The sequence below is a fragment of the Arthrobacter cavernae genome (assembly GCF_017368795.1).
GTDB classification, from domain to species: Bacteria; Actinomycetota; Actinomycetes; order Actinomycetales; family Micrococcaceae; genus Arthrobacter; species Arthrobacter cavernae.
In genome coordinates this window covers 35725-61778 of record NZ_JAFNLL010000045.1, presented here as the reverse complement: position 1 = coordinate 61778, position 26054 = coordinate 35725, and the positions used below count along the sequence as shown (strand labels likewise).

Below are 26054 nucleotides of genomic sequence, written 5' to 3'. Positions count from 1 at the left end.
AACCTAGGCGGTGCTGCCGGGGCAGCGCTCCTGGTGGTCGATGGCACGCAGGATGCGGTGGCCGATCTCGCCGAGTTGGCGTGACTGCGCCTTGGTGAGGGGATCGAAGACGTACGCCCGGACTGCCTCGACATGCCCGGGGGCCGACTCCACGATCTTCTCCCAGCCGTCCTCCGTCAGGGTCGCCAGGGTGATGCGGCCGTCGCTCGGGCTGGGGGAGCGGTGCACCCAGCCGCGTTTCTCCAGCCGGCCCACCACCTGGGACAGGCGGGGGAGGCCCGACTCGGTGAAGCCGGCCAGTTCGCTCATCCGCAGCGTGCGCTCCGGGGCCTCGGAGAGGCCGGCGAGCACCATGTACTCAAAGTGGCTGAGCCCGGCATCGCACCGCAGCTGGGCGTCAAGGGCCGAGGACAGCCGCATGAGCACGCCCACAAGGTTCAGCCAGGCGTCGCGCTCTTCAGCGTTGAGCCACCGGGGTTCCGCAGGGGTTTCCATGCCGCAAGCATAGGTCATAGAACTTCATGCGTGAAGTTATTTCCACGTCGATTTACTTGCATCGTGAACTAACTGCGGTTACGGTTAACTTCAATCTTCAAGTAATTGCCCGTTCCCCCATCCCGAATGCCGAGGACCTCAGATGACCGCTGTTATTGAGACCATCGCCCCGCCGGTCGCGGCGCTGTCGCTGTCGCCGGCTCCGGCTCGCGTCCGCAGCCGGGTGACCGTGCCGCTGCGCTTCCCGGACGGCTTCACCGCCGTGGCCGAGGTCCTCACTTTCCATGGGCTAGGCGACGGAAAGGAACACCTCCTGCTGGCCTTCGGGGACTGGGAGCAGGCGCTGCAGGACCAGGCGGAGGAGAGCGCGGGGCTGCTGGTCCGGCTGCACAGCGAATGCCTCACCGGTGACGTCTTCGGAAGCGAGCGCTGTGACTGCGGTCCGCAGCTGCGCGAGGCCGTGGAACGGATCTCGGCCACCGGCGGCTTCCTGCTCTACCTTCGCCAGGAAGGCCGCGGCATCGGCCTGTATTCCAAGCTTGACGCCTACGCCCTGCAGGACACCGGGCTTGACACGTACGAAGCCAATCTTGCCCTTGGCCACGGCGAAGACGAGCGCGACTACACTGCCGCCGCCCAGATGCTGCAGGCCGTCGGCGCCACCACGGTCCGTCTGCTCAGCAACAACCCGGACAAGGCCGCGCAACTCACGGTCTTGGGGATCGGCGTCGCCGAACAGGTGCCCACTGGGGTCCACCTGTCCCCGGCCAACCGCCGCTACCTGGCCTCCAAACGCGACCACACGGCCCACACGCTCAACCTCCCGGCCGACGTCGAGCCCGTCCCGAACGTGCAGGCACAGGTCGAGCAGGTACCGAACGCCGCCCAGGCCGTGACCCCCGCCGCCGTCCCCAGCCACGCTGACATGCTGGCCCGCGTGGACGCACTCGTTCCCCGGCTGCGGGAGCGGGCAGAGGAAACGGAGCAGCTGCGGCGCCTTCCGGAAGCCACCATGGCGGAACTGAAGGAGGCCGGCGTCTTCAGGATGCTGGCACCGAAGGCCGTGGGCGGATTCGGCATGGGCGTGGAAACGTACGTTGAGGTCATCCGGCGGCTTGCCCGGGGATGCGCGTCCACGGCATGGACTGCCGGGCATTTGATCGAGCACGTCTGGATGATCGCCCGCTGGCCTGGCGCGGTCCAGGACGAAGTCTTCGCGGAGGGGCCGGCGCCCCTGGCCGCCGCCACCAACGCCCCGGTGGGCGCGGCCGTGAGGGTCCCGGGAGGCTATTCCATCACGGGAAGCTGGAGCTTCGCCTCCGGGGTGATGCACTCCGAGTGGGCCCTGCTGGCCGTACAGCACGACGGCGTCCGGCTGCAGTGCCTGGTGCCCGTGGCCGAGCTGGAGCTGCTGGACGTGTGGCACACCGCCGGCCTGCGCGGGACCGGAAGCAACGACCTCCGTGCAAAGCAGCTGTTTGTCCCGGAGCGACGGGTGGCCGATTGGGCTCTGCTGAGCGCGCCGGACAACCCCGGCAGCCGGATCCATCCGGATCCCCTGCTCCACACTCCCATGGCCACGCTCCTGAACATGGTGGCACCGGCGGCCGCCCTCGGTGCGGCCGAGTACGCCGTCGAGCTGTTCCGCGAGCGGATGATCGTGCGCAAGGTCAAGAACACCGTGGAGGGCCGGCAGGCGGATTCACCGCTGGCACAGGCGCGCTTCGCCCAGGCCTACGGACTGCTTGCCACAGCACGGTTGCAGTGGGAGGAAGGAGTCCGGGTGGTCGCCGCCTCCCATGACCGCAGGCCCTCAATGCTGACGGACGAGGAGCGGGCGGCAAGCCGGCTCGCCCTGGCGCTCAGCGGGGAGGCGTCTGCCGAGGCAGTGCGCATGGTGACCTCCGGATCCGGTGGCAGCATCCACCGCCTTGCCCACCCGCTCCAGCGGATCCAGCGCGACGTGAACGTCCTGCTGAACCACCCGACGCTGACCATCGATCCGATCCTGGAGCAGGCGGGCCGGGGCCTTCTGGGCCTGGGCTACACGGTGCCCTCGTTCTAGGAGCCGGACGCCTCTGGCCCGCCCGCTGGCCGCCGCGCGGTGGACGCAGGGCGGTGGACACTGCGCAGGGGACAATGAAGGGGTGACTTTGCGCCCCGCCCCTGCAGCCCCTGACCGTGCCGGTGCCCGCCGCGTCTTTGATATAGACGCCATAGGGGCCGGCCTGGTCTTTGCAGACTCGCCGGGCGATCTCGCCGCGGCGCTGGGCGCGGGCGGCCCGGCCGGCACTGCCGTGGTCCAGGCACCTCCGGGCACGGGCAAAACCACGCTCGTCCCGCCGCTGCTCGCCAACCTCGCGGTCGGCGCCGCAGGGGCCGGCTTCGCAGGACACAGGGGTGCCCGGCCACGCGTCGTCGTGACCCAGCCGCGTCGCGTCGCCGCCCGCTCGGCAGCCCGGCGCCTTGCGGCCCTGGACGGCAGTGTGCTCGGTGACCGCGTCGGATACACGGTCCGTGGGGAACGCAATGCCGGCCCCAATACCCTGGTCGAGTTCGTCACCCCGGGGATCCTCCTGCGCCGCCTGCTCGACGACCCGGGCCTGGAGAGCACCACCGCCGTCATCCTCGACGAAGTCCACGAACGCGGACTGGAGACCGACCTGCTCCTCGGCATGCTCGCCGAGGTCCGCCAACTGCGCGGCGACCTCACGCTTGTCGCCATGTCCGCCACCCTGGATGCGCCGCGCTTCGCCGCTTTGATCGGGAATCACGACGGCGGCGGGCCGGCTCCCGTCGTCGACTGCCCTTCCGCGCTGTACCCCCTGGAAACAGCCTGGGCGCCGGCCGCGGTGCCGCGGCTGGACGGGCGGGGAGTGGCACGCGCCTTCCTGGACCATGTGGCGGACACGGCCGCGGCGTCGCACGCCAAAGCACTCGCGAGGGATCCGGACATTGACGCTCTGGTGTTCCTCCCCGGCACCTGGGAAGTGGACCATGTGGCGTCCCGGCTGCGCAGCAGGGTTCCGGTCGGCGTGGAGGTGTTGGAACTGCACGGCCAGGCCGGGCCGGCAGCGCAGGACCGCGCCGTGTCCGGACGCGAACCCGGCGGACCCGCACGCATCATCGTCTCCACGGCGCTCGCCGAATCCTCCCTGACCGTTCCCGGCGTCCGGCTGGTCATCGATGCAGGGCTGTCCCGCGAGCCGCGGCGAGACGCCAACCGCGGCATGTCCGGCCTCGTGACAGTCTCCTGCTCCCGGGCATCCGCCGAGCAGCGCGCCGGACGGGCCGCCCGCCAGGGGCCCGGGAAGGTGGTCCGCTGCTACGACGAAAAGGCCTTCGGGGCCGCGCCGGCGCACCAGACCCCGGAGATCGCAGTGGCCGAGCTGAGCGGAGCGGCATTACTCCTCGCTTGCTGGGGAGCGCCCGGCGGCCGGGGCCTGGCCCTCCCGGATGCCCCGCCCCGGGCAGCGATGGACGAGGCCATGGAAGTGTTGTGGGAACTCGGCGCGGTGGATGCCGATGGCCTCGCCACGGCGCCCGGCAAGACCCTGGCCAGGATTCCGGCCGAGCCGCGGCTCGCCCGCGCCCTGCTGGACGGCGCCGCCGTCGTGGGGCACCGCACGGCGGCGGAGGCTGTCGCCCTCGTCTCCGGTGACCAGCGTGCCCCCGGCGCCGACCTCCCGCGCCTGCTGGCCGCACTCCGCACCGGCAGGGATCCGGCGGCCCGGCGCTGGGCGGAGGAGGCCCGGCGGATGGAGGCGATCGCACGCCAGGAAGGCTCCGGCGTCGTTCTTTCTGAGGCGGTCGTGCGTTCCCCCGTTGCCGCGCCGGTGGCGGCGGCCGACGGCGTTGCTTTCGTCGTCGCGCTCGCGTTCCCGGACCGCGTGGCGCGCCGTGTCGCAGGTGCAGGGCCGGAGCGCTACCTGCTGTCCTCGGGCACGCAGGCGGGTCTGCCGGCGGGCAGCCCGCTGACCGGTCACGAATGGCTGGCCGTGGCCGAGGTGTCGCGTGCGCAGGGGCGGGACGCAGCCGGGACCGGTGCCGTCATCCGGTCCGCGGCGCCGCTGTCGGCCGAGGCAGCCGAGGAGGCCGCCCGGCACCTCCTGACGGACGCCGTGGAGGCGCAGTTCAGCCAGGGCAGGGTCACCGCGCGACGGGAACGCCGGCTGGGGGCAATCGTGTTGTCCTCCACACCTGTGCGGGCCACCGCTGCGCAGGGGCGGGCGGCGGTGGCCCGCGCCTTGGAAGCCGAAGGGCTGGGGATGATCGGTTGGTCGACGGCGGCAGACGCCTTGCGGCGCCGCCTGGCCCTTCTGCACCGGGAATTGGGGGATCCTTGGCCGGATGTTTCGGAGCCGGCCCTGCTGGGGCGCCTGGATGAGTGGCTGGCGCCGGAGCTTGAAGCGCTGGCTGGCGGGGCCGCCACCCAGCGGATCGATCTCGGTGAGCCGCTGCGGCGGCTGCTGCCGTGGCCCGAGGCGGCCCGGCTCGGCGAGCTGGCCCCGGAACGGCTCGACGTGCCCAGCGGTTCGCGGGTGGGAATCGACTACCCGGACGTGGACGACGACGGCGGCCGGCCGGTGGTGGCGGTCAAGCTGCAGGAATGCTTGGGCTGGGCCGAGACGCCGCGGCTGGTGGGCGGGCGGGTGCCCGTGCTGTTCCACCTGCTCTCGCCGGCCCGGCGGCCGTTGGCGGTGACCGACGATCTGGCGTCGTTCTGGTCCGGACCCTATGCGCAGGTCCGCGCGGAGATGCGGGGCCGCTACCCGAAGCACCCCTGGCCGGAGGATCCGTGGACGGCGCCGGCGACGGCGAGGACCAAGGCCAGGATGTGAGCCTGGCCCGCCGTCGGAACGGCAGCAATGCCGTCAGCCCGGATCCTTCAGTCGTCCGCGCGCTGTCTCGGCAGTCCTGCGTGCCCGTTCGGCGCGGCGGCCGGCAAGTGTGCGCCCCCGCCCGGCGGCCGCAGCCTCCTGGTCCGCATTGGCCAGCTCCTGCTGCAGGTGCACCAGTTCTTCCTTCGCCTGCCTAACGTCGGCAGCGAGTTGGTCACGCCGGGACCTGGCCTCGGCGTGCTGGCGTTCTGCGTCAGCGAGCTCCGCCTCCGCCGCGGCAGCACTGCGCTCCGCCTCCTGGACGGCCGCCTCAGTACTGATTCGCGCGCGCTCCGCGGCGCCGGCTACGGCAGCCAGGGCACGTTCCGACGGGGTTCCCGCAGCGGCCCCGGGCTGGGCCGGAGACGGGACCCCGGGCAGCGTCGCGGGCAGGGGGAGCGCCCCGGGCACCGCGACAGCGTCATCAAGATCAACGGCATCAATCCCGTCCGTGGCGAGCGCACGCACCAGCTGGCCACTGCGGACCGCCAGGGCGGCATGAGGATCCGTCATGGCGGCCCGCAGGGTGCGCTCGATCTCTCCCGCCGCGGCGTCACTTACTCTGATACCGAGGCCGTCGGCCACCTCACGGGCCTGCTCGACGGCGCCGGCCAGGACACGGGGCCGTTGCTGGCCAAGCTCCCGGAGGGCAGTGCGGTCCTGTTCCTCCTGGGCCGTGCGCAGGGCCGCGCCGAGTTCCAGGACGGCGTCGATCTCCGTCGGACGGTGCGTTGCCAGCATGTTGATGGCCCAGGCCGGGGCCGAAGGCTTGGGCAGGCGGCCGATCCGGCGGGCCAGCTCCGCGTCTCCTCCGGACCTGGCTTCCTTGGCCCGGGCGTCGCGCGCGGCAGTGAACTCCGAAGGGGGCAGGGTGCAGAGCTCGACGGCGAGGGCAGCGAGGTCCATCCCTCACCTCTCGAACTCGGACCGCGGCATGGATCCTCCTGGCGCTTGTTCCCGGCGGATGTGCCGGACGTCCTAACTCTGTGACTCCATCCGCCCGGGGTCAAGGGGCGGTTATGGATGTGATGCGGCCCGGAACCGGCCTGGGTTGGAGGTCCCTGGTGGCTGGACCTTGGATCACCTTGCCGTCCGTGGTGAAACGTGAGCCATGGCAGGGACAGTCCCAGGTGGCCTCGGCCGGATTGAACTCGACCGTGCAGCCCAAATGGGTGCAGACCGCGGAGACGGCCCGGAGCTGTCCGGCGGCGTCGGCGTATATGGCCGTCTTTTCCCCGTCCACGTCGAACACCGCCCCTTCCCCGGCGGCAAGGCCCGTGGGGCCGGCTGTCCTCCCGGGCTTGCGGGCCGCTTCGGCGGGGCCCCTCCCCGGATCCGGTATCAGGGACGGTGCTGCCTTGGCTGCCGCGGCGGGCCGCAGGCTGTTGAACGCCGCCGCCGCTGGATTCTCGAGTCCACAGATCGTGTTAGTGACGATCAGGGCGGCGGCGGTGCCGTTGCTCAGCCCCCATTTGCGCAGGCCGGTGATGACGTAGACGTGTTTGGCCGACGGGGAAAGAAGTCCGGCGTATGGCAGGCCGTCAGCCGGTATGCCGTCCTGCGTGGACCAGCGGAAGGCCAGTTCGCTGGCCCCCAGACGGTCCTGGGCGAAGGCGGAAAGGCGGCGGTACCGGGCGGCAGTGTCCCCGCCCTCGGCCGCCGGATGGCCTTCACCGCCCGCAAGAATGTAGCTGCCGCCGTCGACGTCCATGCTCATGAAGGAATGCATTGGCTCGTCGACGCTGATAAACGTCCCCTCCAGCCCGCGGGCGGGTGCCCGGCTGGCCGTGAGGTAGGAACGGTGAGCATGGCAGCGTTCGGCGAAGAAGCCGTCGTCGCCGAACGGCATGTTGCTGGCAACAATGACTTCGCGTGCCCGGACGGAACCGTGCGCCGTGGTGACCACGCTGGGTGAGCCGTCATGGATGCTTTCTGCAAACGAATTTTCGAATATGTAGCTCCCTTGGCCCTGCACCGCACGGGCGAGGCCCTGCAGGTATCTGACAGCGTGGATCTGGGCTTGACCGTCGAAGCGGACCGCGCCTTTGACCCTGAAGGGCAACGGCACGTCGGTGGTGAAGGCCGCGGGAAGGCCGAGCTTGATGGTGAGGGCCGCCTCGCCGCGGACCAGGGCAAGGGCTTCTTCGGATTCGGCGTAAGTGAAGTTGGAGACCCGCCGAAAGCCGCAGTCGATGCCTTCCGCCGCGACGGTGCGGGCGATATGTTCGACGGCGGCCTGGTTGGCCTGCCCGTATGTTCTGGCTGTCTCGACGCCGTGGCTGCGTGCGAGTTCGGTGTAGGCCAGGCGGTGCAGGGACGTCACCTTGCCCGTGGTGTGACCGGTGACCCCGGTGCCAACACGGGCGGCTTCCACTACCGCAACGCTCTGGCCGGCTCGCTTGAGCGCCAGGGCTGCGGTCAGTCCCGCGATACCCCCGCCAATGACCGCGACGTCGACCTCGACCTCGCCGTCCAGCGCGGGGTAGCCGGTGACTGCTGCCGTGGCAACCCAGAGTGAAACGGCTTGTCCGCCCAACTGTTCTTCCACCATGCCCCCTTTCAAAGGACTGTTCTGCATTTCACATCCGCGGATCCGGGCCCGGGTCGATGCCCTCCTCGCCGGCGACGAGCAGCAGCAGGGACATGGCCTGCTCCGGGGCCGGCGTTAGCTGTGCGCCCGCAGGAATGCCGCCACCGGAGCGGCCAAGGAAGCCCCCACCTCGGCCGGCGGGCGTTTCCGCCCGGCGACATCGAAGGAGTGGTCGCCGCCCTCCAGCCATTGCAGTGTTGCGTTGGGCCCGATGCGGCCTACCACACCCTCAAGGAGCTCCGGAGTCGCGAACGTATCCCGCGTGCCTTGCAGGAACAGCATGGGCGCGGTGAGTCCGTAGAGGTGCTCGTCCCGGAGCTTTTCCGGCTGAGCCGGTGGGTGCAGGGGGTAGCCGAGGTAGACCAGCCCGGCGGCGGGCATGCCTTCGGCCACGGCCATGGACGCCATGCGTCCACCGAACGATTTGCCGGCCGCCCACAGCGGTTCACCGTCGGAGCTGGCCTTGGCCAGTTCCATGGCGGCCCGCCAGGCAGCGATTGCCGCCGGCGGACGGTCAGGGAATTTCCTGCCGGCTTCCCGGTAGGGGAAGTTGAAGCGGAGGGTGGCCACGCCGTCGTCGTTCAAGGCGCGGGCGAAACCGGCCAGAAACGGGTGCTCCATCCCGGCGCCGGCCCCGTGGGCAATGACGAGGGACGCGAAAGGCGTCCCCGGCCGCGCGTAGATGCCTGACACTGTGGCGTCGCCGATCGCGATGCTGACGGGGGATTCGTTCACCGGCATGCCTACTCGAACCGCGAGGGGTCGCCTGTTCCGCGCCGCACCACGTCGGCCACGCCACTGGAGAAGTCGACCACGGTGGTGGGCTCCGCGCCGCAGTCGCCGGAATCGAGCACGGCGTCCACCTCATGGTCGAGCCGTTCCTTGATTTCCCAGCCCTGGGTGAGCGGCTCGTCCTGGTCCGGCAGCAGCAGAGTGCTGGACAGCAGCGGTTCACCGAGTTCGGCCAGGAGCGCCTGCACCACCTTGTTGTCCGGGATGCGCACGCCCACGGTCTTCTTCTTGGGGTGCAGCAGCCGCTTGGGGACTTCCTTGGTGGCCGGCAGGATGAACGTGTAGCTGCCCGGCGTCACGGCTTTGATGCTCCGGAAGACGTCGTTGTCGATCATCACGAACTGCCCCAGCTGGGCGAAGTCCTTGCAGACCAGCGTGAAGTGGTGTTTGTCATCCAGCTGGCGGATGGCCCGGATGCGGTCCAGGGCCTCCTTGTTGCCGAGCTGGGCCCCGAGCGCATAGCAGGAGTCGGTGGGGTAGGCGATCAGCCCGCCGGACCGGACCATCTGGACGACCTGGCCGATCGCGCGCGGCTGGGGGTCCTGGGGATGAACGTCGAAGTATCTGGCCATGCGAAGAGCCTAGCCCAGGCCCAGGACAAAGAGTCCAGGCCCCACACAAAGCAGGCTCAGGACAATACGTCCTTGGTGGAGAACTTTCCGTAGGCCACGGCGCCGCATACGGCGATGTAGCCGGCCTGGAGCAGCGCATTGTCGCCGAAGGACGTCCAAGAGATGGGCTGGCGCAGCAGATCGGCGAAGCCCAGCCAGTAGTGGCTGAAGAGCCAGGGGTGCAGCCAGTCCAGCTGCGGCAGGTTGTCTAGGACCTGCGAAACCACGGACAGGACGACCGTGGCGGCCATGGCGCCCACCGGGACGTCCGTGAACGTGGAAATCATCAGGCCGATGGCGGAGAGCCCCAGCAAGGACACCGTGATGTAGGCGGCGATCAGCAGGGACCGCACCACGGATTCGCCGACGTCGATCGTGTCGCCGGACAGCAGGGTCACCGGCCCCACCGGGAAGAGCGCGACGCCGGCCAGCGCACCTGCTGTTGTGACCGTGGCCGTGGCGGCCGCGCAGAACACCACTGCTCCCGTGTATTTGACCAGCAGGAGGCGTACGCGTCCTGCGGGGGCCAGGAGCAGGTACCGGAGGGTCCCCAGGCTGGCTTCGCCGGCGATCGTGTCGCCGGCCACCACTCCCACAGTGAGTGGCAGGAACAGCGGCACGGAGACCACCAGCGCCGTGACAGCCACGAAAAGGCCATTCTGGGTGATGCGGTCCAGGAACAACGGCCCGCGGCCCGGGGTGGCGGGCCGGGACGTGAGCTTGACTGCGGCGGCAATCAGGATGGGTATCGCCGCGAGTGCCAGCAGCATGGCCCAGGTGCGGAGCCGCCGGAACAGCACGGTCAGTTCCGAGGCCATGAGTGACCAGCTTCCGCGCGGTCCTGCCGGGGCGCGCAGCCCGGATTGCTCAAGCGACAAGGTGCTCAGCCGACAACGTCGAACCCCTCTCCGGTCAGGGAGACAAAGCGTTCCTCCAGGCTGGAACGCTCCACCGAGAAGCCGCGGACCCGTACCCCGCCGGCCACGAGTGCCGCGACGATCGTTTCAGGCTCGACGCCGGGGCGGGCCAGTTCTGCCCACACGAGGGCTTCGGCGGGCCGGGCTCCGGAGCCCTCCGGCAGACCCGGCTCCAGGCCAAGCCCCGCCAGCACGCGGCTGGCTGTCCCGGCGTCGGGCGTCAGGACCTGGACACGCGTGCGGCCGGCGGCCCGGAGCTCATTCAGCGTTCCCTGCGCCACGAGCCGGCCGGCGCTCATCACGCCCACATGCGTGCACATCTGTTCGACTTCGGCCAGCAGATGGCTGGATACGAACACCGTGGCGCCGCCCTCCGTCAGGGAGCGCACCAGATGCCGGACCTCGCGGGTGCCCTGCGGATCGAGGCCGTTGCTGGGCTCGTCCAGCACGAGCAGTTCACGGGGCCGGAGCAGGGCGTTCGCGATGCCCAGCCGCTGCTTCATGCCCAGCGAGTAGGCGTGGACCTTCTTGCCGGCCGCGTGGGCCAGCCCGACGCGTTCCAGCGCCTCGCCGACCCTCCGGCGACGGCTCGCGGGGGAGGCATGGCGGTCGGCCGTGTCCAATCGGCTGAGGTTTGCCGCGCCACTGAGGAAGGGGTAGAACGCCGGTCCTTCGACCAGCGCCCCAACCTCCGGAAGGACGCCGGCCAGCTCGCGCGGCATCTCCCGGCCGAGGACCCGGATGTCCCCGTGGTCGGCGGCGGCCAGTCCCAGCAGCACACGGATGGTAGTGGTCTTTCCGGAGCCATTGGGGCCCAGGAACCCGTACACGGAGCCGCGGGGCACAGCCAGGTCGATGCCGTCGACGGCGGCACGCTGGCCAAAGTGCTTACTGAGCCGGTGGGTCTCGATGGCGAGGCCGCCGGGGGCGGCCGCCGCCGTCACCGGGTCATGGCTGCGGACTGCAGCCGCTCAAGGGGTACCAGGCCCGCATACACGCGGCCGTCGTCGAGCAGCAGTACAGTCGCCAGGGCCGTGCTGACCGCCCTGCCGCCGGGCACGGCCTGCGTGGCCTGCGCGAGCAGGGGGTCAGTGCCGGGTGCGGCGGTGCCGGGCGGCAGTCCGATCACCGTGTCCCAGCCGCTGCCGGAGACGGTGATGCCGCCGGCCGCCGGGCCGCCGGGCAGTTCGGGCAACGGCGGCATCGCCGGGTCGGCCCGTTTGGTACCGGGCATGGGCGGTGCGGCGGGTTTCGCGGGAGACGCGAGCTCTTTCACAGTGGCGCCGGGCGGCGGCACAAAGCTGAACAAGCCGGCGTCGGAAACGGCAAGGCTCAGCTCCGTGAAGGCGAGCTTGAAGGCGGGCTCGGCCTGTCCCCGTGCCCGCAGCTCGACACCCAGCGGCAGGCCGGTCTCGGAGTCGACGTCGATGGCCACCGAGTCGACCAGGGTTTCGCTGCTGCGGGGGTCGAGGACGAGGTGGTAGGCGCTGCGGCCCGCCACGCGGGAGGGTTGCCCCACCGTCACCTCGGTGCCGGGATCGATGGCGGCCAGGAGGTGCTGGGCGAGTTCTTCAGGCGTGGGCATGGCCGGCCGCGCGGGCTTGGAGCCTGGCGCTCCCGGCAGCTTCGTCACCGGCAGCTTCGCGTGGGCGGCGCTGTTGTCGGCCGAGTTGTAGAGCCAGAGTTCGCGGCCGTTGAGGACCACATCGCGTTCGGCGAGCTGGTCCATGAGCTGGAGCCGGGCCTTGTCCGGGCCGTCGAGGTAGACCCGTGCGGTGCGGGAACCGGTCAGCAGTTCAAGGACGGAAGCCGCACCGGGAACAGCGGTGGGCCCGGTGCGGGGCAGTTCGGGCAGGCCCAGCTCAGAGTGTTGTTCCAGTGTTCCGGAGAGCGCCCGGACATCGGAAGTGCCGATCATGGCCAGGACTTCCGCCGCGCTTTTCTCCGGCAGGGTGACGGCGGCACCGGCCTGGAGGGAAGCAGTCAGGGTCGCGGCCGCCAGCGCAAGGGGTACAACTGCGGCCGGCAGCCACCGCTGCCAAACGCGCATCACAACCACCAGCTATCCGGGGCGCAGGCCATGGTTCCAGACTACTCCCGGCGCCTCCCGGAGGCACCCGCCGACGGCGTTGGCCGGATGCCAACCGCACCCGGCCAACGCCGAAGCGTCAGGCGGACCTCACCAGGTTTCGGTCACTTTGAGCAGGCCTCGCGGCGCGTCGGGATCGTTGCCGCGGGCCACGGACAAGGCGAGCGCCAGCCGCTGCAGCGGGAGGATCTGCAGGATGGGGGACAGTTCCTCGGGGACCCCGCCCGGCAGCGGGATGACCAGTCCGCCGGGGGCTGCGGCCGCAGGATCACCCACGATGCAGACGTGGGCGCCGCGCCCGGACAGCCGCTCCAGGACCGGGCGCATGGCGTCGCCGCCGATGCCCTCGGGCACCACGGCAATCACGGGATGCTGGGCATCGATCATCGCGAACGGGCCATGCAGCAGATCCGCTCCGGAGAAGGCCTGCGCCGGCAGGTAGGAGGTCTCCATGAGCTTCAGGGCGCCCTCCCTCGCCGTCGGGTAGGAGTAGCCGCGGCCGGTGGTGATGATCCGCTCGGCGAAACGGTACCGGCCGGCCAGATCCAGCACGGCGTCGTCGTCGAGCACGGAAGCGGCCCAGGCCTGCAGCCCTGCCGCCTGGGTCCCGGTGCCGCCGCGCCAGGCGTCGATGAGCAACCAGAGGGCCAGGAGCTGGGCGGTGTAGCTCTTGGTTGCGGCCACGGCGGTCTCGCTGCCGGCGAGGATGTCCAGATGGTGCTCCGCGGCCTGGGCCAGATTGGACCCTGGTGAGTTGGTGAGCGCCACGGTCAGTGCGCCGCAACGGCGCGCCGCCGCCGTCGACTCCACGAGGTCCGGGGAACCGCCGGACTGGCTGACGGCCAGCCACAGCACGCCGTCCAGCGCGGGGGTGGCGCCGTAGGCGGTAAGGGTCGACGGCGATGCGAGGCCGACCGGCAGGCCGAGGCTGATTTCGATGAGGTACTTCGCGTACAGCGCGGCGTGGTCGCTGGTGCCGCGGGCGGCGAGCAGGACGAAGCGGGGTTTGGCCTTGCGGATGATGGCGGCCATGCCGCGGAAGGCCTCGAGGCCTTCCTCCAGCACGCGGGCCAGCACCAGGGGCTGTTCGCTGATTTCGCTGGCCATGCGCGTGCCGGGCAGCGCGAGGGTCGGGGAGGGGGATATGACTGTCATGGTTCCTGTCTGTCTATGGGGAAGGGACAAAGTGTGTGGGGGCTCCTCGAGGGGGGGCGGCTCAGGCGCCGGCCCGGGCGAGTCCCCGGCGTGCGAGTTCGACGGCGCCGTGGACCGGGGCCCGCTCCAGCAGCCGGACCTTCCCGGGGTCCTCGGGCTCGAGCTTGCGGGCCACCGCAGCGGCGAGTTCAGGGTGCTTGAGGAGGAGGCCGCCGGCCAGGACCAGCGGCAGTTCGGTGCCCAGGCTGCCATGGACCTGCCGGGCCAGGGCAGCCAGGGCGTAGGCGGCGTCGGCCACGATGTGGGCGGCCTCCCGGTCTCCTGCGGCAGCGAGCTCGAAGACCAGCGAGGACAGGCCGGCCCAGTAGCGTGGCTCGGGCTTCCGGTAGTAGAGGTCCATGAGCTGCAGGGGGTCGGCGCTCGTGGTGGCGGACAGCAGGGCCTGAGCCAGGGGGCCCGGTTCCAGGCCGGCGTAGTGTTCGCGCAGCGTTTCGCGGACGGCATCGCGGACTACGGAGTAGCCGCCGCCCTCATCGCCCAGGAGATAGCCGTAGCCGCCGGCGCGGGCCTCACGCCCGTCGGGCGTCAGGCCCCAGGCCACCGAGCCGGTGCCCGCCACCAGCACGGCCCCGGACTCCAGCCCGGCAGCAGCGAGGATGATCCGGGTGTCATGCACGACGTCGACCCTGGCACCGGGAAAGTGTTCGGTGAGGAGCGCCGCGAGGACCGCGCGGTTGGCGGGCGTGTCGGCCCCGGCCGCACCGGCGCAGACGGCCTGGACGCCGTCGCCCAGTTCGGCGGCGATGCGCCGCAGCACGGCGTCCGCCCGCTGGTGCCCGAGCGAGGCGAGGTTGGCGCTGTCCTCGGTGAGCTCGACTCCCTCTCTGGCAGCCGTGTCCGCACCGGCCTCGGCCTTCAGTGCGTGGGTCTTGGAGCCGCCGATGTGCAGGCCCAGGACTGCCGGGGTCATGGCCGGCCTGCCTGCACCAGATCGTCGGCCCGGGTCGGATCCGGATCAGGGGCAGCCGTGGGCTCCGCAGAGGCGGGCCACTTCCCGCCGTTCTCCCAGTAGTGCTGGATCTCTTCGAGTTGGCGGCCCTTGGTCTCGGGCGCGTACTTGCGGACGAAGAAGAAGCCGAGCACGGCAAGGACACCGAAGACGGCGAAGGTGCCGGCGCCGCCGAGCCGCTGCAGCATGGTCAGGAAGAACGCTGCGACCAGGACATTGGCCACGAGGTCGGACGTCAGCATGGCACTCGCACCCAGTGAACGCAGGCGGGACGGGAAGCTCTCACCGGCGTAGACCCAGACGAGGGCACCGAAGCCAAAGGTGAAGCCGACCGTGAAGAGCAGGACGCCCAGGAAGCCGAGCACGGTGAGCAGGCCGCCGAAGTTCTGCCCGGCCATGAAGACGCCGACCAGTAGAACGTTGGCTGCCACCATCATCCCGATGCCGGTCAGGAGCACCGGGCGCCGCCCGAGCCGGTCCACGAGCGAAAGGGACACGAAGACCGCCAGCAGGGACGCCACCTGCACGACGGCGGGCAGCAGCAGGAGCGCCGCGTTGCCGGTGAAGCCCATGGCTTCGAAGATGCGCGGGCTGTAGTAGACCACGGCGTTGATGCCGGTGATTTGGATGAAGAAGCCCAGCCCGACGACGAACACCGTGGCGCGGAGGTAGGGGCTGCGCATCATTTCCCGGAAGCCGCCGCCGCGTTCGTCGCTGATGGCCCGCTGCATTTCGGACAACTCGGCGTCGACGTCGGCTGCGGGCTCGATCGCGGCCAGGGTACGGCGGGCGTCCGCGGTGCGGCCGCGCATCATGTACCAGCGGGCGGTGTCGGGAAGCTTGATCACCACGGCGAGTACGATCACGGCCGGGATGGCGGCGAGTCCGAGCATCCAGCGCCAGGATCCCGTGCCGGAGAGCGCGTAGGCGGCAAGGTATCCGACGATGATGCCGAACACGGTGGCCACCTGGTAGGCGACCAGAAGCGCGCCGCGGACCTTTGCAGGCGCGGACTCCGCCACGAAGACGGGAACCACCACCACGGAGATGCCGATGGTCAGGCCCAGCAGGAGCCTGGCGACGAGCAACGTGGGCACGTCGTTCGCCATGGCGCTGAGGATGGCGAAGGCTGCGTAACCTACGGCCAGGCCCACCATGCAGGCCTTGCGGCCGATGCGGTTGGAGAGCCACCCGCCCACCAAGGCGCCGATGACTTCGCCGGCAACGACCGCGGTGGTGACCAGCTCTTGTTCAGAGGTGGAGAGGTTGAACTGTTTGGCAATGAACAGCAGCGCGCCGGCGATGTTCGACATGTCGTAGCCGTAGATCACGCCGATGGTGGCGGCAGCGCCACCAACGAGCAGTCCGAGCCGCGGGGTTTGCCGGAGGTCTTGCAGGATCGACATCTTTGTCCCTTGGATCTGTTGAATATTGTGGGATTTACGGAGGTTCTCCGAAATTGGTTTAGACCAACTTCACCAGATTGGCATAGACCAATCCTGCTGTCTACAAGTAGGATGTCCAATATGTCCGACGAAGCCGTACCCGCGATGCCCAAGTACTACCTGCTCAAGACCGAGATTCTCGAGCTCATTGCCGGGGAACAGCAGGGCACCCTGATCCCCACGGAGCGGGCCCTGGCGGAGCGTTACAAAACGTCACGCACCACGGTCCGGCAGGCAATCAGCGAACTCGTGGCCGAAGGAAAACTCGGCCGGATCCAGGGGCATGGAACGTTCGTGGCGCCGCCCAAGTTGACCCATGTGCGCCAGCTGACCTCGTTCTCCGACGACGTGCGTGCCCAGGGCCTGCGGCCGGACGCCCGGGTCCTTGGCCTCACGACCGTGAAAGCAGGGCCGGAGGTGGCCGGGAAGCTGGCTGTGCCGGAGGGGGAGGCCGTTCACCGGCTGGAGCGCATCCGGCTGATCGACGGCGAACCGCTGGCGCATGAGATCGCCTACCTGCCCGGAAAGCTGCCGCGGTTCAAGGCGAACCTGGAGAAATCTGGCTCCCTGTACGCAGCACTCGCCGATGCCTACGGAATCCACATCATCGACGTAGAGGACACTGTGGAGACCGCGCTCGCAGGTCCCGAGGAGGTCCGCCTGCTCGGCATCGAGATGGGCGCGCCCCTGCTGGTGGTCCACCGTCTTGCCCGGGACGCCGCCGGAGTCCCGGTGGAATGGACCCGCAGCGCCTTCCGCGGAGACCGATTCCGCTTTGTCGCGCGGGTCAAGGCCGGCAGCTGACGCCGCTCCGGGCTGAAGGCGCGGATGCCGTCGCCGGCCACACGCCCAGGACCCCGGCTACGCGCCCAGGGTGGCCTTCACGAACTCCGCGCTCGGGCCCGCGTAGGCCGTGAGGATCCGCTGGAACAGCCCGATCCCCTCCTTGCCCGGCCAATCCCCGGGCAGGAACCCCTCCGGCAGGCCGGGGTCCAGGTAAGGGATGATCCGCCAGCGGTCGATGCACCGCACGTACGAGGCAAAGGCTTCCGTGCTGGCTCCGGCAGGAGCTGCCGGCAGGCCGCCGCAGTGCCGGATGAAGTCGCGGTGCAGCCCGGCTACGGCGTCGAGGTCCCACCATGACGCCGCGGCGTCCCGCATGGTTCCGCCAGGCAGGGGCATATCGGTGACGAACAGCGTGGCCATGCCGCGCAGGGCCAGGTCATCGAGGATTTCCTCGACCTCGCCGCGCAGTGAATCCGGGCAGATCCACAGGCCCGCCGCCACGGTCCCGCAGCCGATCCAGTGCAGCCGCCGGCGCAGCTGGTGCCGCTTTTCGCGCTCGGTCTCCGGGATGGAGAACGAGACGAGGCACCAGCGGTCCGCGGCGGACATGCTGCGGGGATTGTAAATCCTGCGGTCGCCGCGGGCCAGCATGGCCGCGGCACCGTCGGTGATGCCGAGCCCCGGGACGCCGTCACGCACCGCCGGGAGCACGATCTCCTTCTTCTTCAACCTGCTCAGGGCCGTGCGCGTCACCGGGCCGTCGACGCCGAGTGCGCCCATCAGTGCCAGCAGGCCGGCTGTGGCCATCCACCCCCCGGCCTCGCGCAGGTACAGGCCGATGACCGTGCGCAGCAACGACGTCGTACTCCCGGGCCGGGAGTCCATGTCGTCGAGGACGGCGCTCACAAGAGTTCGGCGAGGACGTCGCGGATGGCAGTGATTCCCAGTTCAAGCTCTTCGTAGCCGGTGCTAAGGGGGGACAGGCCGATGCGCAGGCCATGCGGGGGACGGAAGTCCGGGATGACTCCCTGTTCCCACAGCTTCCGGGTGACGTCGCCGAACAGCGGGTGGTCAACGGTGATGTGCGAGCCGCGCTCTGCCGTGTTGCGGGGGCTGACGATGTCGGCGCCCAGCGGTACCAGCATTTCCTCGGCCAGGGCAACCGCGTGCTCGGTCAGCTTGACGGACTTCTCCCGCACGGCCTCCATGCCCACGGCAGCGATCAGTTCCACCATGTCCTTGAGCGGCTGCATGGCCAGGACGGGCGGCGTGCCGGTGATGAAGCGGCGGATCCCCTGGGCCGGGGTGTAGCTGTCCGTCATGCCGAAGGGGTTGTCGGCGCCCATCCAGCCCCAGATGGGCTGCTGCAGGGTGTCCTGCCGGGAGGCGTTGACGTAGGCGAACGCGGGGGAGCCCGGGCCGCCGTTGAGATACTTGTAGGTGCAGCCCACGGCCAGGTCAACGCCCCAGGCGTCCAGCTCCAGGGGCACCGAGCCCACCGAGTGGCACAGGTCCCAGAGCATGAGCGCGCCGGCGTCCTTGACCATGGCGGTGATGGCCTGCGCGTCCGCCAGGAAGCCCGAGCGGTAGGCGACGTGGCTGAGGACGACGACGGCGGTCCGCTCGCCGAGCAGACCCTCCAGATCCGTGGTGCGGACGCCGCTGGCCGGGTTGGAGGCGACCCACCTGATGGTGGCGCCCTTTTCCGCCGCGATGCCTTCGATGATGAAGCGGTCGGTGGGGAAGTTGTCGCGGTCAACCACGATCTCGTCACGGCCCGGCTGCGAGTCCACTGCCGCGCGGATGAGCTTGTACAGCATCACGGAGGTGGAGTCTCCGATCGTGACCTGGCCGGCTGCGGCACCCAGGGTCACTTCGCCGATCCGGTCGCCCACGGTGGTGGGCTCGTCCATCCACTGCTCGTCCCAGCCGCGGATCAGGCGGCTGCCCCAGGCATCCTCCACGAACGTTGCCAGGTTCTGCGCGGTGGCCTTGAGCGGGCGTCCGAGCGAGTTGCCGTCGAGGTAAGCGGCGAGCTGCCCGCCGTCGGGGGTGTAGAAGGCGTCGCGCTGGGCGGCGAGGGGATCGGCGGCGTCGAGCTCGGCCGACGATGGGCGCTGGGTTTGCTGCACGGTGTTCATGTCTCTCCAGGGATGGGGTTGCTGGTATTGGCCGGCGGCGGCCTAGTTGCCGATCTCGGTGCGGACGGCGTAGAGCTCGGGGAAGAAGGTCAGGTCCAGGGCGCGCTTGAGGAAGTCGACGCCGGAGGAGCCGCCGGTGCCCACCTTGAAGCCGATGGTCCGCTGTACCGTGCGCATGTGCCGGAACCGCCATGCGTGGAAGTTGTCCTCGATGTCCACCAGGTCTTCGCAGGCTTCATAGAATCCCCACGGTGTCGCTTCCGATTCGTAGATGTCCTGGAAGATCGGAACCAGGGCCTGCTGGAAGGTCCAGGGCTCGCTGTGGTCCCGCTCCAGGATCTCCGTCGGCACCGCATAGCCGGCGCGCGCCAGGACCGCGAGGAAGGCATCGTAAAGCGTGGGCTCTTCCAGCAGAGTGCTGAGCTGAGCGTGCGCCACGGCATCGCTTTCGAAGACCCGGAGCATGTCCCGGTTCTTGTTGCCCAGGAGGAACTCCACACCCCGGTACTGGTGCGACTGGAAGCCGGACGAGCTGCCCAGGAAGCCGCGGAACTCGGAATACTCGCGCGGAGTCAGCGTGCCGAGCACGGACCACTGCTCGGTCATGGTGCGCTGGATCGCCTTGACGCGGGCGATGCACTTGAGCGCCTTGCCGAGCTTGTCGGCGTCGAACAGCCTGCGGGCCTCCAACAGCTCGTGCAGGACGAGTTTGAGCCACAGTTCACTGGTCTGGTGCTGGATGATGAAGAGCATTTCGTCGTGGTGCTCGGGCTTGCTCAGGGGGTGCTGGGCCGTCAGCAGCCGGTCGAGATCCAGGTATCCGCCGTAGGACATCGCCTGGCTGAAGTCGGTGCGGACCGATTCTTCGAGCGGCCGGACGCTGTGGGCGGAGTGGACTGCGGGGTTTTCCATTCCCCGAGATTATCATTCTTGTGACGAACGTCAAGAGAATGAATTTTGCTCGATTGATATGCCGGTCCCGGGCTCGCGGAGCGGCTGTTGACTTACGCTGGGCTTGTCGCCATGTCCAGGAGGGGGTGACGTGCCCGCTAAGTCCGAGCCCACTGTTTCCCTGTACCTGGACGTCGACGGCGTCGTGAACCCCTTCGGCCCGCTGGGGACCACGGACTGGGGTACTGCATGGAAGATCGCCGACGCCGGCATCCTGGACGTCGTGTATGCCGCCGAGATGGTCACCGAACTCAACGAGCTGGCCCTGCACCCGGCCGCCAGGTTTGTCTGGCTGACCACCTGGGAGTGGCTGGCTCCCCAGTTCCTGTGCCCGGCGATCGGCCTCCACGGCGAGCGCTGGCCGGTGCTGTCCAGTGCGGGCTGGGATGATTCCGCCGAATGGTGGAAACTGGACGCGCTGCGGAGGGACGTTGAGGCGCGCGGGGCTGAACGCATCGTCTGGGTGGACGACCAGCTGGACCATGAGGCCGCGGCGCGTTCCTGGGCCGAATTCCAGCCCGGCCGTGTGCTTTGGATCTCACCGGACCCCCGGCGGGGACTGCGGCGCCGCGAACTGGCGGCGATCCGGGAGTTTCTGGGCTGATCCGTTGTTTGGCCATGCCGGATGTGGCACGTAGGATTCTTGAGGTTTCAGGCCCGCCAGAATGAATTCCGCTAGTACATCCAGTTGAACAATGGCTGAACAATGCTGTGCATGGCAGGCGCGGGGAAGTGGAACTGCTGAACGTCGACTCTGCAGATTGGGCAACAGGTGGAAATCACCTTCATGGTCGCGCTAGTCATAGCGCTGGCCTTATTTTTTGACTTCACCAATGGTTTTCATGACACCGCCAATGCGATGGCCACGCCTATCGCAACCGGTGCCATCAAGCCAAAGACCGCTGTGGCCCTGGCCGCCGTGCTCAACCTTGTGGGTGCGTTCCTGTCCACGGAAGTGGCCAAGACCATCTCCGGCGGACTGATCCGCGAAGGTTCGGACGGCATCCACATCACCCCGGACGTCATTTTCGCCGGCCTGATGGGCGCCATCCTGTGGAACATGATCACCTGGCTCAAGGGGCTGCCGTCCAGTTCGTCCCACGCGCTCTTCGGCGGACTGATCGGTGCCGCGCTGGTGGGGATCGGCTTCCACTCGATCAACTTCGAAACGGTCCTGCAGAAGGTCATCCTGCCGGCCATCTTTGCCCCCCTCATTGCGGGTGGCGTGGCCTACCTGTGCACGCGCCTGGCCTATGCACTGACCTCGCGTCATGATCCCGAAACCGGCGACAAGCTCACGCAGAAGCGCGGTGGTTTCCGGACCGGCCAGATCTTCACCTCGAGCCTCGTTGCCCTGGCGCACGGCACCAACGACGCCCAGAAGACCATGGGCATCATCACCCTTGTCCTGATCGCCGCCGGGACGCAGACGCCAGGCAGTGGCCCGCAGTTCTGGGTGGTGGCTGCCTGTGCCTTCGCTATCGCGATCGGCACCTACGCCGGCGGCTGGCGCATCATCCGCACCATGGGCTCCGGCCTGACCGAGGTCAAGCCCGCCCAGGGCTTCGCCGCCGAGACCAGCACCGCTTCGGCGATCCTGGCGTCCTCGCACCTCGGTTTCGCATTGTCCACCACCCAGGTGGCCTCAGGCTCGGTCATCGGCTCCGGCCTGGGCCGCAAGGGCACCTCCGTGCGCTGGGGTACCGCCGGGAAGATTGCCCTCGGCTGGCTCTTCACGCTGCCGGCCGCAGGGATTGTGGGGGGCCTGACTGCCTGGCTGGTGAGCATCGGCACCGTGGGCGTGGTCATCGCATCCGTGGCAGGTACCGCCGCCGTGCTGTCCATGTACGTCGCATCCCGTCAAACGCATGTGGGCCACCACAACGCCGTCGAGGTCGAGGAAGCCGGTCAGGCCGTCCGCTTCCGCAAGAAAAAGAAGTCCAACAAGAGCAAGGGTGCGCAGCTGTGAAGTGGTTGGAATTACTCCAGGTTGCAGGCGTGACGCTCTTCTCCGCCGTGACCCTGGTGGCTTTGTACTCCTTGGGTGTGCGCCTCACGGCCATTGCCGGCGATGCCCAGCAGAAGGCTCCCGGGCTTCTGCGCTCCCTCGCCTACGCGTGCTTCGCTGTCTGCGGGGCCGGAGTGCTGTTCGGCATCTACCTGATCGTTCCGTACTTCGGGAAGTAGCCCCCGCAGGAAGCCCCGCCATGGCCCCGCCCGCCCCGGGCCGGGCCAAGCTGCGCGATGACGACAGTGTCCGCGTGGAGTATGGGAACCCGGCCGCGGACTGGCTAGTCTGGCCCCATGTCGATTTTCCAGTATTACGTAGCCTCCACCATCGACGGCTTCATCGCCACCGAGGACGACGACCTCGGCTGGCTGCTCCAGTTCGACCGGGTGGAGGGCGTCAACGAAAGCTACGAGGCGTTCATGGCCGGCGTCGGCTGCATCGCCATGGGCGGGGACACCTTCCGCTGGCTCATGAAGCACGAGGCCGGGAAGTGGCCCTACCCGGGCATCCCGTGCTGGATTTTCACCCATCATGAGCATGGGGCTCCGGCGGGCGCGGACATCACCTTCGTCCGCGGGGACGTCCGCGAGTTTGCCCCCGACCTGCTTGCGGACGCCGGCGCGAAGAACGTGTGGCTCGTCGGCGGCGGGGACCTCGTGGCGCAGTTCGCCAACGCCGGGCTGCTGCACGAAATGATCGTGACCATCATCCCCGTGGTGCTGGGCTCCGGAAAGCGGCTGCTGCCGCTGGACGGCCCGACGGCGCCGCTTGAGTTGCTGTCCTCACGCACCGTGGGAGGTGCCGCGGTGGAATTGCACTACCGTCTGCCGGGCAAGGCCGGCTGACTCTCAATCCTGCTGATGCTGGGGGCGGTTGTCCCGGATCATGTTCGTGATCCGGACCGTGGACAGCCGCCTGCCCTGTTCATCGGTGATCACGATCTCGTGGCTCGCCAGCGTGCCGCCAAGATGGATCGCGGTGCACGTGCCGGTCACGGTCCCGCCGAAGACGGAGCGGTGGTGCGTGGCGCCCACCTCGATGCCCACGGCATGGCGCCCCGGTCCGGCATGCAGGGCAGAGGCAAAGGAACCGAGCGTCTCGGCGAGCACCACATGGGCTCCGCCGTGCAGGATGCCGGCCACCTGGGTGTTCCCCTCCACCGGCATGGTGGCGACGCTGCGCTCCGCTGTGAGCTCCGAGAACCGGATCCCCATCTTCACCACCAGCGGCCCCACGCCAAAGCGGGACAGCCAGCCGTGCAGCTCCTCGGGCACGCCGGCCTGGTTGAGCTCGTCGACGAACCGGTTCGGCGTGAAATTGTCTACCATGCCAACTAGGCTGGCACCTGTGAGTGAAACAACCAAACCGGGCCCTGTTCCAGATGCCACAGTTCCAACGGCGGCAACTGCCACCGCCACGGCACCAACCCCAACTGCCACGCCGGCTCCCGCAGGGGTGGGCGGAGGGAGGCCGCGGCTGCTCGTGCTGGACGGCCACTCCATGGCTTTCCGGGCGTTCTACGCCCTGCCGGCGGAGAACTTCGCCACGTCTTCGGGACAGCACACCAACGCCGTCCACGGCTTCACGTCCATGCTGATCAACCTCATCAGGGACCAGCAGCCCACGCACGTGGCCGTTGCCTTCGACGTCTCGGATGACACCACCTTCCGCAAGGCCGAGTACAGCGAGTACAAGGCCGGCCGCAACGATACTCCGAACGAGTTCCACGGCCAGATCGACCTCATCGACCAGGTCATGGGCGCCTGGGGCATCAAGACCATCAAGATGCCCGGCTACGAGGCGGACGACATCCTGGCAACCCTGGCAGCGCAGGGCGACGCGGCAGGCTTCGAGGTCCTTCTGGTCTCCGGTGACCGGGACACGTTCCAGCTCATCAACGACAACGTCATGGTGCTGTATCCCAAGCAGGGCGTCAGCAACATCCCGCGCCTGGATGCCGCAGCCATCGAGGAAAAGTACTTCGTGTCGCCGTCGCGCTACTCGGACCTGGCGGCACTGGTCGGGGAGTCCGCCGACAACCTGCCCGGTGTCCCCGGCGTCGGGCCCAAGACGGCCGCCAAATGGATCAACCTCTACGGCGGCCTCGAGGGCATCCTGGAGAACATCGATTCGATCGGCGGCAAGGTCGGCGCCGCGCTCCGGGACAACCTGGACAGCGTCAAGCGGAACCGCCGCCTGAACCACCTGCTGCGCGATCTTGAGCTCCCTGTGGGCCTGGACGAGCTCGCCGAGCCCCGGCCGGACCGCCAAGCCGTGGAAGCTCTGTTCGACACCCTCGAGTTCAGGACGCTGCGCGCGCGCCTCTTCGCCCTGTACGGGGACGATACCGCCGGCGCCGAAGCGGAAACCATCGAGGCTCCGGAATTCACCACGTTGACGGACGCCGCCGCGCTGGAAGCCTTCTTTGCCGCCGGCTCGGGCATGCGCTCGGCCCTCGCCGTGCAGCTGGTGCCGGGACGGATCGGGGAAGACGCCGCGGCGCTGGCCGTGGTCCGCAAGGGCGGCGCCGCCTACATCGAGCTGCCTGCCCTGGACGCCGCCGCCGAGGCCGTCGTGGCCCGCTGGCTGCAGGATCCTGAAGAAGCTAAGGTCATGCACGAGTTCAAGGCAGGGCTCAAGGCACTGCACCAGCGTGGCCTGGGCCTTGAAGGGGTGGTGGACGACACCGCCATTTCGGGCTACCTGATCCAGCCGGACCGCCGCAGCTACGAACTTCCCGAGCTCTCCCAGCACCACCTGAAGATCACGCTCGCCACGCCCGCGGCGCAATCGGGCCAGCTTGAGCTCGAGCTTGGCGGCGAGGACGATGCCGCCGCCACGGCGCTCGTCCAGCAGGCCGCCGTCGTGCATGCCCTCAGCAAGCACTTCGAGCAGGAGCTGGTGGAGCGCAAGGCCGACGCCCTCCTGACCACGCTGGAACTGCCCGTGGCGCGGGTCCTGGCCCAGATGGAACTGACCGGCATCGCGGTGTCCATGGACCGTATGGACGAGCAGCTCGCGGACCTCGCGAAGGTGATCGACAACGCCCAGGAACAGGCCTTCGCCGCCATCGGGCACGAGGTCAACCTCGGCTCGCCCAAGCAGCTGCAGACGGTGCTGTTCGAGGAACTGGGTCTGCCCAAGACCAAGAAGATCAAATCCGGCTACACCACGGACGCCGCCTCGCTGAAGGGGCTGCTGGAGAAGACCGGGCACGAGTTCCTGGTCCAGCTCATGGCCCACCGGGAATCCTCCAAGCTGGCCCAGATGGTGGAGACGCTCAAGAAGGCCGTGGACGAGGACGGCCGCATCCACACCACCTACGCGCAGAACGTTGCCGCCACCGGCCGCATTTCCTCCAACAACCCCAATCTGCAGAACATCCCGGTCCGCAGCGAGGAAGGCCGGCGCGTCCGGGGCATCTTCGTGGTCAGCGAGGGCTACGAATGCCTCTTGTCTGCCGACTACTCGCAGATCGAAATGCGCATCATGGCGCACCTTTCCGGCGATGCAGGCCTCATCCGGGCGTACAAGGAAGGCGAAGACCTGCACCGCTTTGTCGGCGCGCACATCTTCAACGTGGCACCGGAAGATGTCACCAGCGCCATGCGTTCCAAGGTGAAGGCAATGTCCTACGGTCTGGCCTACGGCCTGACGTCCTTCGGCCTGTCCAAACAGCTGGAGATTTCCGTGGACGAGGCCCGGACCCTCATGAAGGACTACTTCGACCGCTTCGGCGCCGTGCGCGACTACCTGCGCGGCGTGGTGGACCAGGCTCGGATCGACGGCTACACGGCAACCATCGAGGGCCGTCGGCGCTACCTGCCGGATCTGACCAGCACGGACCGCCAGGCCCGCGAAGCGGCCGAACGCATCGCGCTCAACTCCCCGATCCAGGGATCGGCTGCGGACCTCATCAAGCGCGCCATGCTTGGTGTCGCCGCCGAACTGGCCAGCCAGGGCCTCACGTCCCGCATGCTCCTGCAGGTCCATGACGAGCTCGTCCTGGAAGTCGCCAATGGTGAGCGGGAGGCCGTGGAGAAGATCGTTGCCGGGCAGATGGGCGCGGCAGCAGATCTCGCCGTTCCCCTCGACGTCCAGATCGGCGTCGGCTCCACCTGGGACGACGCCGGGCACTGACGGACGCAAGGTCCCGAACCGCGGGGCGCGCCGCCGCTATGG

23 protein-coding genes are annotated in these 26054 nt (G+C 69.0%); 8 read left to right on the top strand and 15 right to left on the bottom strand.

The features are described 5' to 3' along the window. Positions 1-3: 3 nt before the first annotated feature. Positions 4-495, bottom strand: a complete 492-nt coding sequence (locus tag J1902_RS15980) for a MarR family winged helix-turn-helix transcriptional regulator (protein WP_207617302.1) — start codon at positions 493-495, stop codon at positions 4-6. A gap of 142 nt (positions 496-637) precedes the next feature. On the opposite strand from J1902_RS15980, the gene ribA reads away from it, so the two are divergent. Together ribA and hrpB are read left to right on the top strand one after the other, a co-directional pair. After that, positions 638-2560, top strand: coding sequence for a GTP cyclohydrolase II RibA (ribA, locus tag J1902_RS15975; RefSeq protein WP_207617301.1), 1923 nt, complete (start codon positions 638-640; stop codon positions 2558-2560). A gap of 82 nt (positions 2561-2642) precedes the next feature. Beyond that, positions 2643-5336, top strand: a complete 2694-nt coding sequence (gene hrpB, locus J1902_RS15970; protein ID WP_307794474.1) for an ATP-dependent helicase HrpB — start codon at positions 2643-2645, stop codon at positions 5334-5336. A 33-nt stretch (positions 5337-5369) separates the two neighbouring features. Here hrpB and J1902_RS15965 read toward each other — a convergent pair whose 3' ends face one another. The 10 genes from J1902_RS15965 to J1902_RS15920 all read right to left on the bottom strand — a co-directional run bounded on the left by J1902_RS15965 (position 5370) and on the right by J1902_RS15920 (position 15944). After that, complete coding sequence (locus J1902_RS15965) at positions 5370-6281, bottom strand: hypothetical protein (RefSeq protein WP_207617300.1); 912 nt, start codon at positions 6279-6281, stop codon at positions 5370-5372. A 100-nt stretch (positions 6282-6381) separates the two neighbouring features. Beyond that, complete coding sequence (locus J1902_RS15960) at positions 6382-7926, bottom strand: FAD-dependent oxidoreductase (protein WP_207617299.1); 1545 nt, start codon at positions 7924-7926, stop codon at positions 6382-6384. Between the two features lie 114 nt (positions 7927-8040). Further along, the gene (locus J1902_RS15955; RefSeq protein WP_207617298.1) at positions 8041-8706 is read right to left on the bottom strand and encodes an alpha/beta hydrolase family protein; all 666 of its coding nucleotides are present in this window, start codon (positions 8704-8706) and stop codon (positions 8041-8043) included. Positions 8707-8708: 2 nt separating this feature from the next. After that, on the bottom strand, positions 8709-9329 hold the full coding sequence (locus J1902_RS15950; protein ID WP_207617297.1) for an L-threonylcarbamoyladenylate synthase: 621 nt from the start codon (positions 9327-9329) through the stop codon (positions 8709-8711). Between the two features lie 56 nt (positions 9330-9385). Then, complete coding sequence (locus tag J1902_RS15945) at positions 9386-10186, bottom strand: ABC transporter permease (RefSeq protein WP_207617313.1); 801 nt, start codon at positions 10184-10186, stop codon at positions 9386-9388. A gap of 65 nt (positions 10187-10251) precedes the next feature. Next, the gene (locus J1902_RS15940; RefSeq protein ID WP_207617296.1) at positions 10252-11229 is read right to left on the bottom strand and encodes an ABC transporter ATP-binding protein; all 978 of its coding nucleotides are present in this window, start codon (positions 11227-11229) and stop codon (positions 10252-10254) included. Continuing rightward, complete coding sequence (locus tag J1902_RS15935) at positions 11226-12335, bottom strand: LolA family protein (RefSeq protein WP_242702089.1); 1110 nt, start codon at positions 12333-12335, stop codon at positions 11226-11228. The genes J1902_RS15940 and J1902_RS15935 overlap by 4 nt, the downstream gene beginning before the upstream one ends. 129 nt (positions 12336-12464) lie before the next feature. Continuing rightward, complete coding sequence (locus J1902_RS15930; protein WP_207617295.1) at positions 12465-13529, bottom strand: SIS domain-containing protein; 1065 nt, start codon at positions 13527-13529, stop codon at positions 12465-12467. Positions 13530-13590: 61 nt separating this feature from the next. Next, complete coding sequence (locus tag J1902_RS15925) at positions 13591-14499, bottom strand: N-acetylglucosamine kinase (protein ID WP_207617294.1); 909 nt, start codon at positions 14497-14499, stop codon at positions 13591-13593. Next, positions 14496-15944, bottom strand: coding sequence for a sugar porter family MFS transporter (locus J1902_RS15920; protein ID WP_207617293.1), 1449 nt, complete (start codon positions 15942-15944; stop codon positions 14496-14498). The genes J1902_RS15925 and J1902_RS15920 overlap by 4 nt, the downstream gene beginning before the upstream one ends. Before the next feature lie 120 nt (positions 15945-16064). Between J1902_RS15920 and J1902_RS15915 the strand changes: the two genes are divergently transcribed. Beyond that, positions 16065-16787: a GntR family transcriptional regulator gene (locus J1902_RS15915; RefSeq protein ID WP_372434575.1), complete on the top strand. Its 723-nt coding sequence runs from the start codon at positions 16065-16067 to the stop codon at positions 16785-16787. A gap of 57 nt (positions 16788-16844) precedes the next feature. Here the strand turns inward: J1902_RS15915 and J1902_RS15910 are convergent, their stop codons facing one another. Genes J1902_RS15910 through kynA form a run of 3 tightly spaced genes read right to left on the bottom strand, consistent with a single transcriptional unit; the run spans position 16845 to position 19822 of the window. Beyond that, positions 16845-17675, bottom strand: a complete 831-nt coding sequence (locus tag J1902_RS15910) for a PaaX family transcriptional regulator (RefSeq protein ID WP_207617291.1) — start codon at positions 17673-17675, stop codon at positions 16845-16847. Continuing rightward, on the bottom strand, positions 17672-18910 hold the full coding sequence (locus J1902_RS15905) for a kynureninase (RefSeq protein ID WP_207617290.1): 1239 nt from the start codon (positions 18908-18910) through the stop codon (positions 17672-17674). The genes J1902_RS15910 and J1902_RS15905 overlap by 4 nt, the downstream gene beginning before the upstream one ends. A 42-nt stretch (positions 18911-18952) precedes the next feature. Continuing rightward, positions 18953-19822 (bottom strand): tryptophan 2,3-dioxygenase, encoded by an 870-nt coding sequence (gene kynA, locus J1902_RS15900; RefSeq protein WP_207617289.1) that lies wholly within the window; start codon positions 19820-19822, stop codon positions 18953-18955. Positions 19823-19952: 130 nt separating this feature from the next. Here kynA and J1902_RS15895 point away from each other — a divergent pair, with 130 nt between their 5' ends. From J1902_RS15895 to J1902_RS15880, 4 genes are all read left to right on the top strand, one after another. After that, the gene (locus J1902_RS15895; RefSeq protein ID WP_307794473.1) at positions 19953-20465 is read left to right on the top strand and encodes an HAD domain-containing protein; all 513 of its coding nucleotides are present in this window, start codon (positions 19953-19955) and stop codon (positions 20463-20465) included. 168 nt (positions 20466-20633) lie between these two features. Continuing rightward, positions 20634-21830 carry an inorganic phosphate transporter gene (locus J1902_RS15890; RefSeq protein ID WP_207617288.1) on the top strand — a complete coding sequence of 399 codons (1197 nt, stop codon included), beginning with the start codon at positions 20634-20636 and terminating at the stop codon, positions 21828-21830. Further along, entirely contained in the window at positions 21827-22048 is a 222-nt protein-coding gene (locus tag J1902_RS15885; protein ID WP_207617287.1) for a hypothetical protein, read from the top strand. Before J1902_RS15890 ends, J1902_RS15885 begins: the two co-directional genes overlap by 4 nt. A 117-nt stretch (positions 22049-22165) precedes the next feature. Then, a complete protein-coding gene (locus J1902_RS15880) occupies positions 22166-22717 on the top strand; it encodes a dihydrofolate reductase family protein (RefSeq protein WP_207617286.1) in 552 nt (183 codons plus the stop codon). 3 nt (positions 22718-22720) lie between these two features. On the opposite strand, the gene J1902_RS15875 is transcribed toward J1902_RS15880, so the two are convergent. After that, positions 22721-23200, bottom strand: coding sequence for a hotdog fold thioesterase (locus J1902_RS15875; RefSeq protein ID WP_207617285.1), 480 nt, complete (start codon positions 23198-23200; stop codon positions 22721-22723). A gap of 172 nt (positions 23201-23372) precedes the next feature. On the opposite strand from J1902_RS15875, the gene polA reads away from it, so the two are divergent. Continuing rightward, positions 23373-26012: a DNA polymerase I gene (gene polA, locus J1902_RS15870; protein ID WP_242702102.1), complete on the top strand. Its 2640-nt coding sequence runs from the start codon at positions 23373-23375 to the stop codon at positions 26010-26012. The last annotated feature ends 42 nt before the right edge of the window (positions 26013-26054 follow it).

Bases quoted from the DNA above. Each gene is read 5' to 3' on its own strand.
- J1902_RS15880 (WP_207617286.1), top strand. From the start codon at position 22,166: ATGTCGATTTTCCAGTATTACGTAGCCTCCACCATCGACGGCTTCATC.
- J1902_RS15905 (WP_207617290.1), bottom strand. From the start codon at position 18,910: ATGAACACCGTGCAGCAAACCCAGCGCCCATCGTCGGCCGAGCTCGAC.
- J1902_RS15930 (WP_207617295.1), bottom strand. From the start codon at position 13,529: ATGACAGTCATATCCCCCTCCCCGACCCTCGCGCTGCCCGGCACGCGC.
- J1902_RS15950 (WP_207617297.1), bottom strand. From the start codon at position 9,329: ATGGCCAGATACTTCGACGTTCATCCCCAGGACCCCCAGCCGCGCGCG.
- J1902_RS15935 (WP_242702089.1), bottom strand. From the start codon at position 12,335: ATGCGCGTTTGGCAGCGGTGGCTGCCGGCCGCAGTTGTACCCCTTGCG.
- J1902_RS15980 (WP_207617302.1), bottom strand. From the start codon at position 495: ATGGAAACCCCTGCGGAACCCCGGTGGCTCAACGCTGAAGAGCGCGAC.
- J1902_RS15960 (WP_207617299.1), bottom strand. From the start codon at position 7,926: ATGGTGGAAGAACAGTTGGGCGGACAAGCCGTTTCACTCTGGGTTGCC.
- J1902_RS15945 (WP_207617313.1), bottom strand. From the start codon at position 10,186: ATGGCCTCGGAACTGACCGTGCTGTTCCGGCGGCTCCGCACCTGGGCC.
- J1902_RS15955 (WP_207617298.1), bottom strand. From the start codon at position 8,706: ATGCCGGTGAACGAATCCCCCGTCAGCATCGCGATCGGCGACGCCACA.
- ribA (WP_207617301.1), top strand. From the start codon at position 638: ATGACCGCTGTTATTGAGACCATCGCCCCGCCGGTCGCGGCGCTGTCG.
- J1902_RS15965 (WP_207617300.1), bottom strand. From the start codon at position 6,281: ATGGACCTCGCTGCCCTCGCCGTCGAGCTCTGCACCCTGCCCCCTTCG.
- J1902_RS15875 (WP_207617285.1), bottom strand. From the start codon at position 23,200: ATGGTAGACAATTTCACGCCGAACCGGTTCGTCGACGAGCTCAACCAG.
- J1902_RS15915 (WP_372434575.1), top strand. From the start codon at position 16,065: ATGTCCGACGAAGCCGTACCCGCGATGCCCAAGTACTACCTGCTCAAG.
- J1902_RS15925 (WP_207617294.1), bottom strand. From the start codon at position 14,499: ATGACCCCGGCAGTCCTGGGCCTGCACATCGGCGGCTCCAAGACCCAC.
- kynA (WP_207617289.1), bottom strand. From the start codon at position 19,822: ATGGAAAACCCCGCAGTCCACTCCGCCCACAGCGTCCGGCCGCTCGAA.
- J1902_RS15920 (WP_207617293.1), bottom strand. From the start codon at position 15,944: ATGTCGATCCTGCAAGACCTCCGGCAAACCCCGCGGCTCGGACTGCTC.
- polA (WP_242702102.1), top strand. From the start codon at position 23,373: ATGGCTTTCCGGGCGTTCTACGCCCTGCCGGCGGAGAACTTCGCCACG.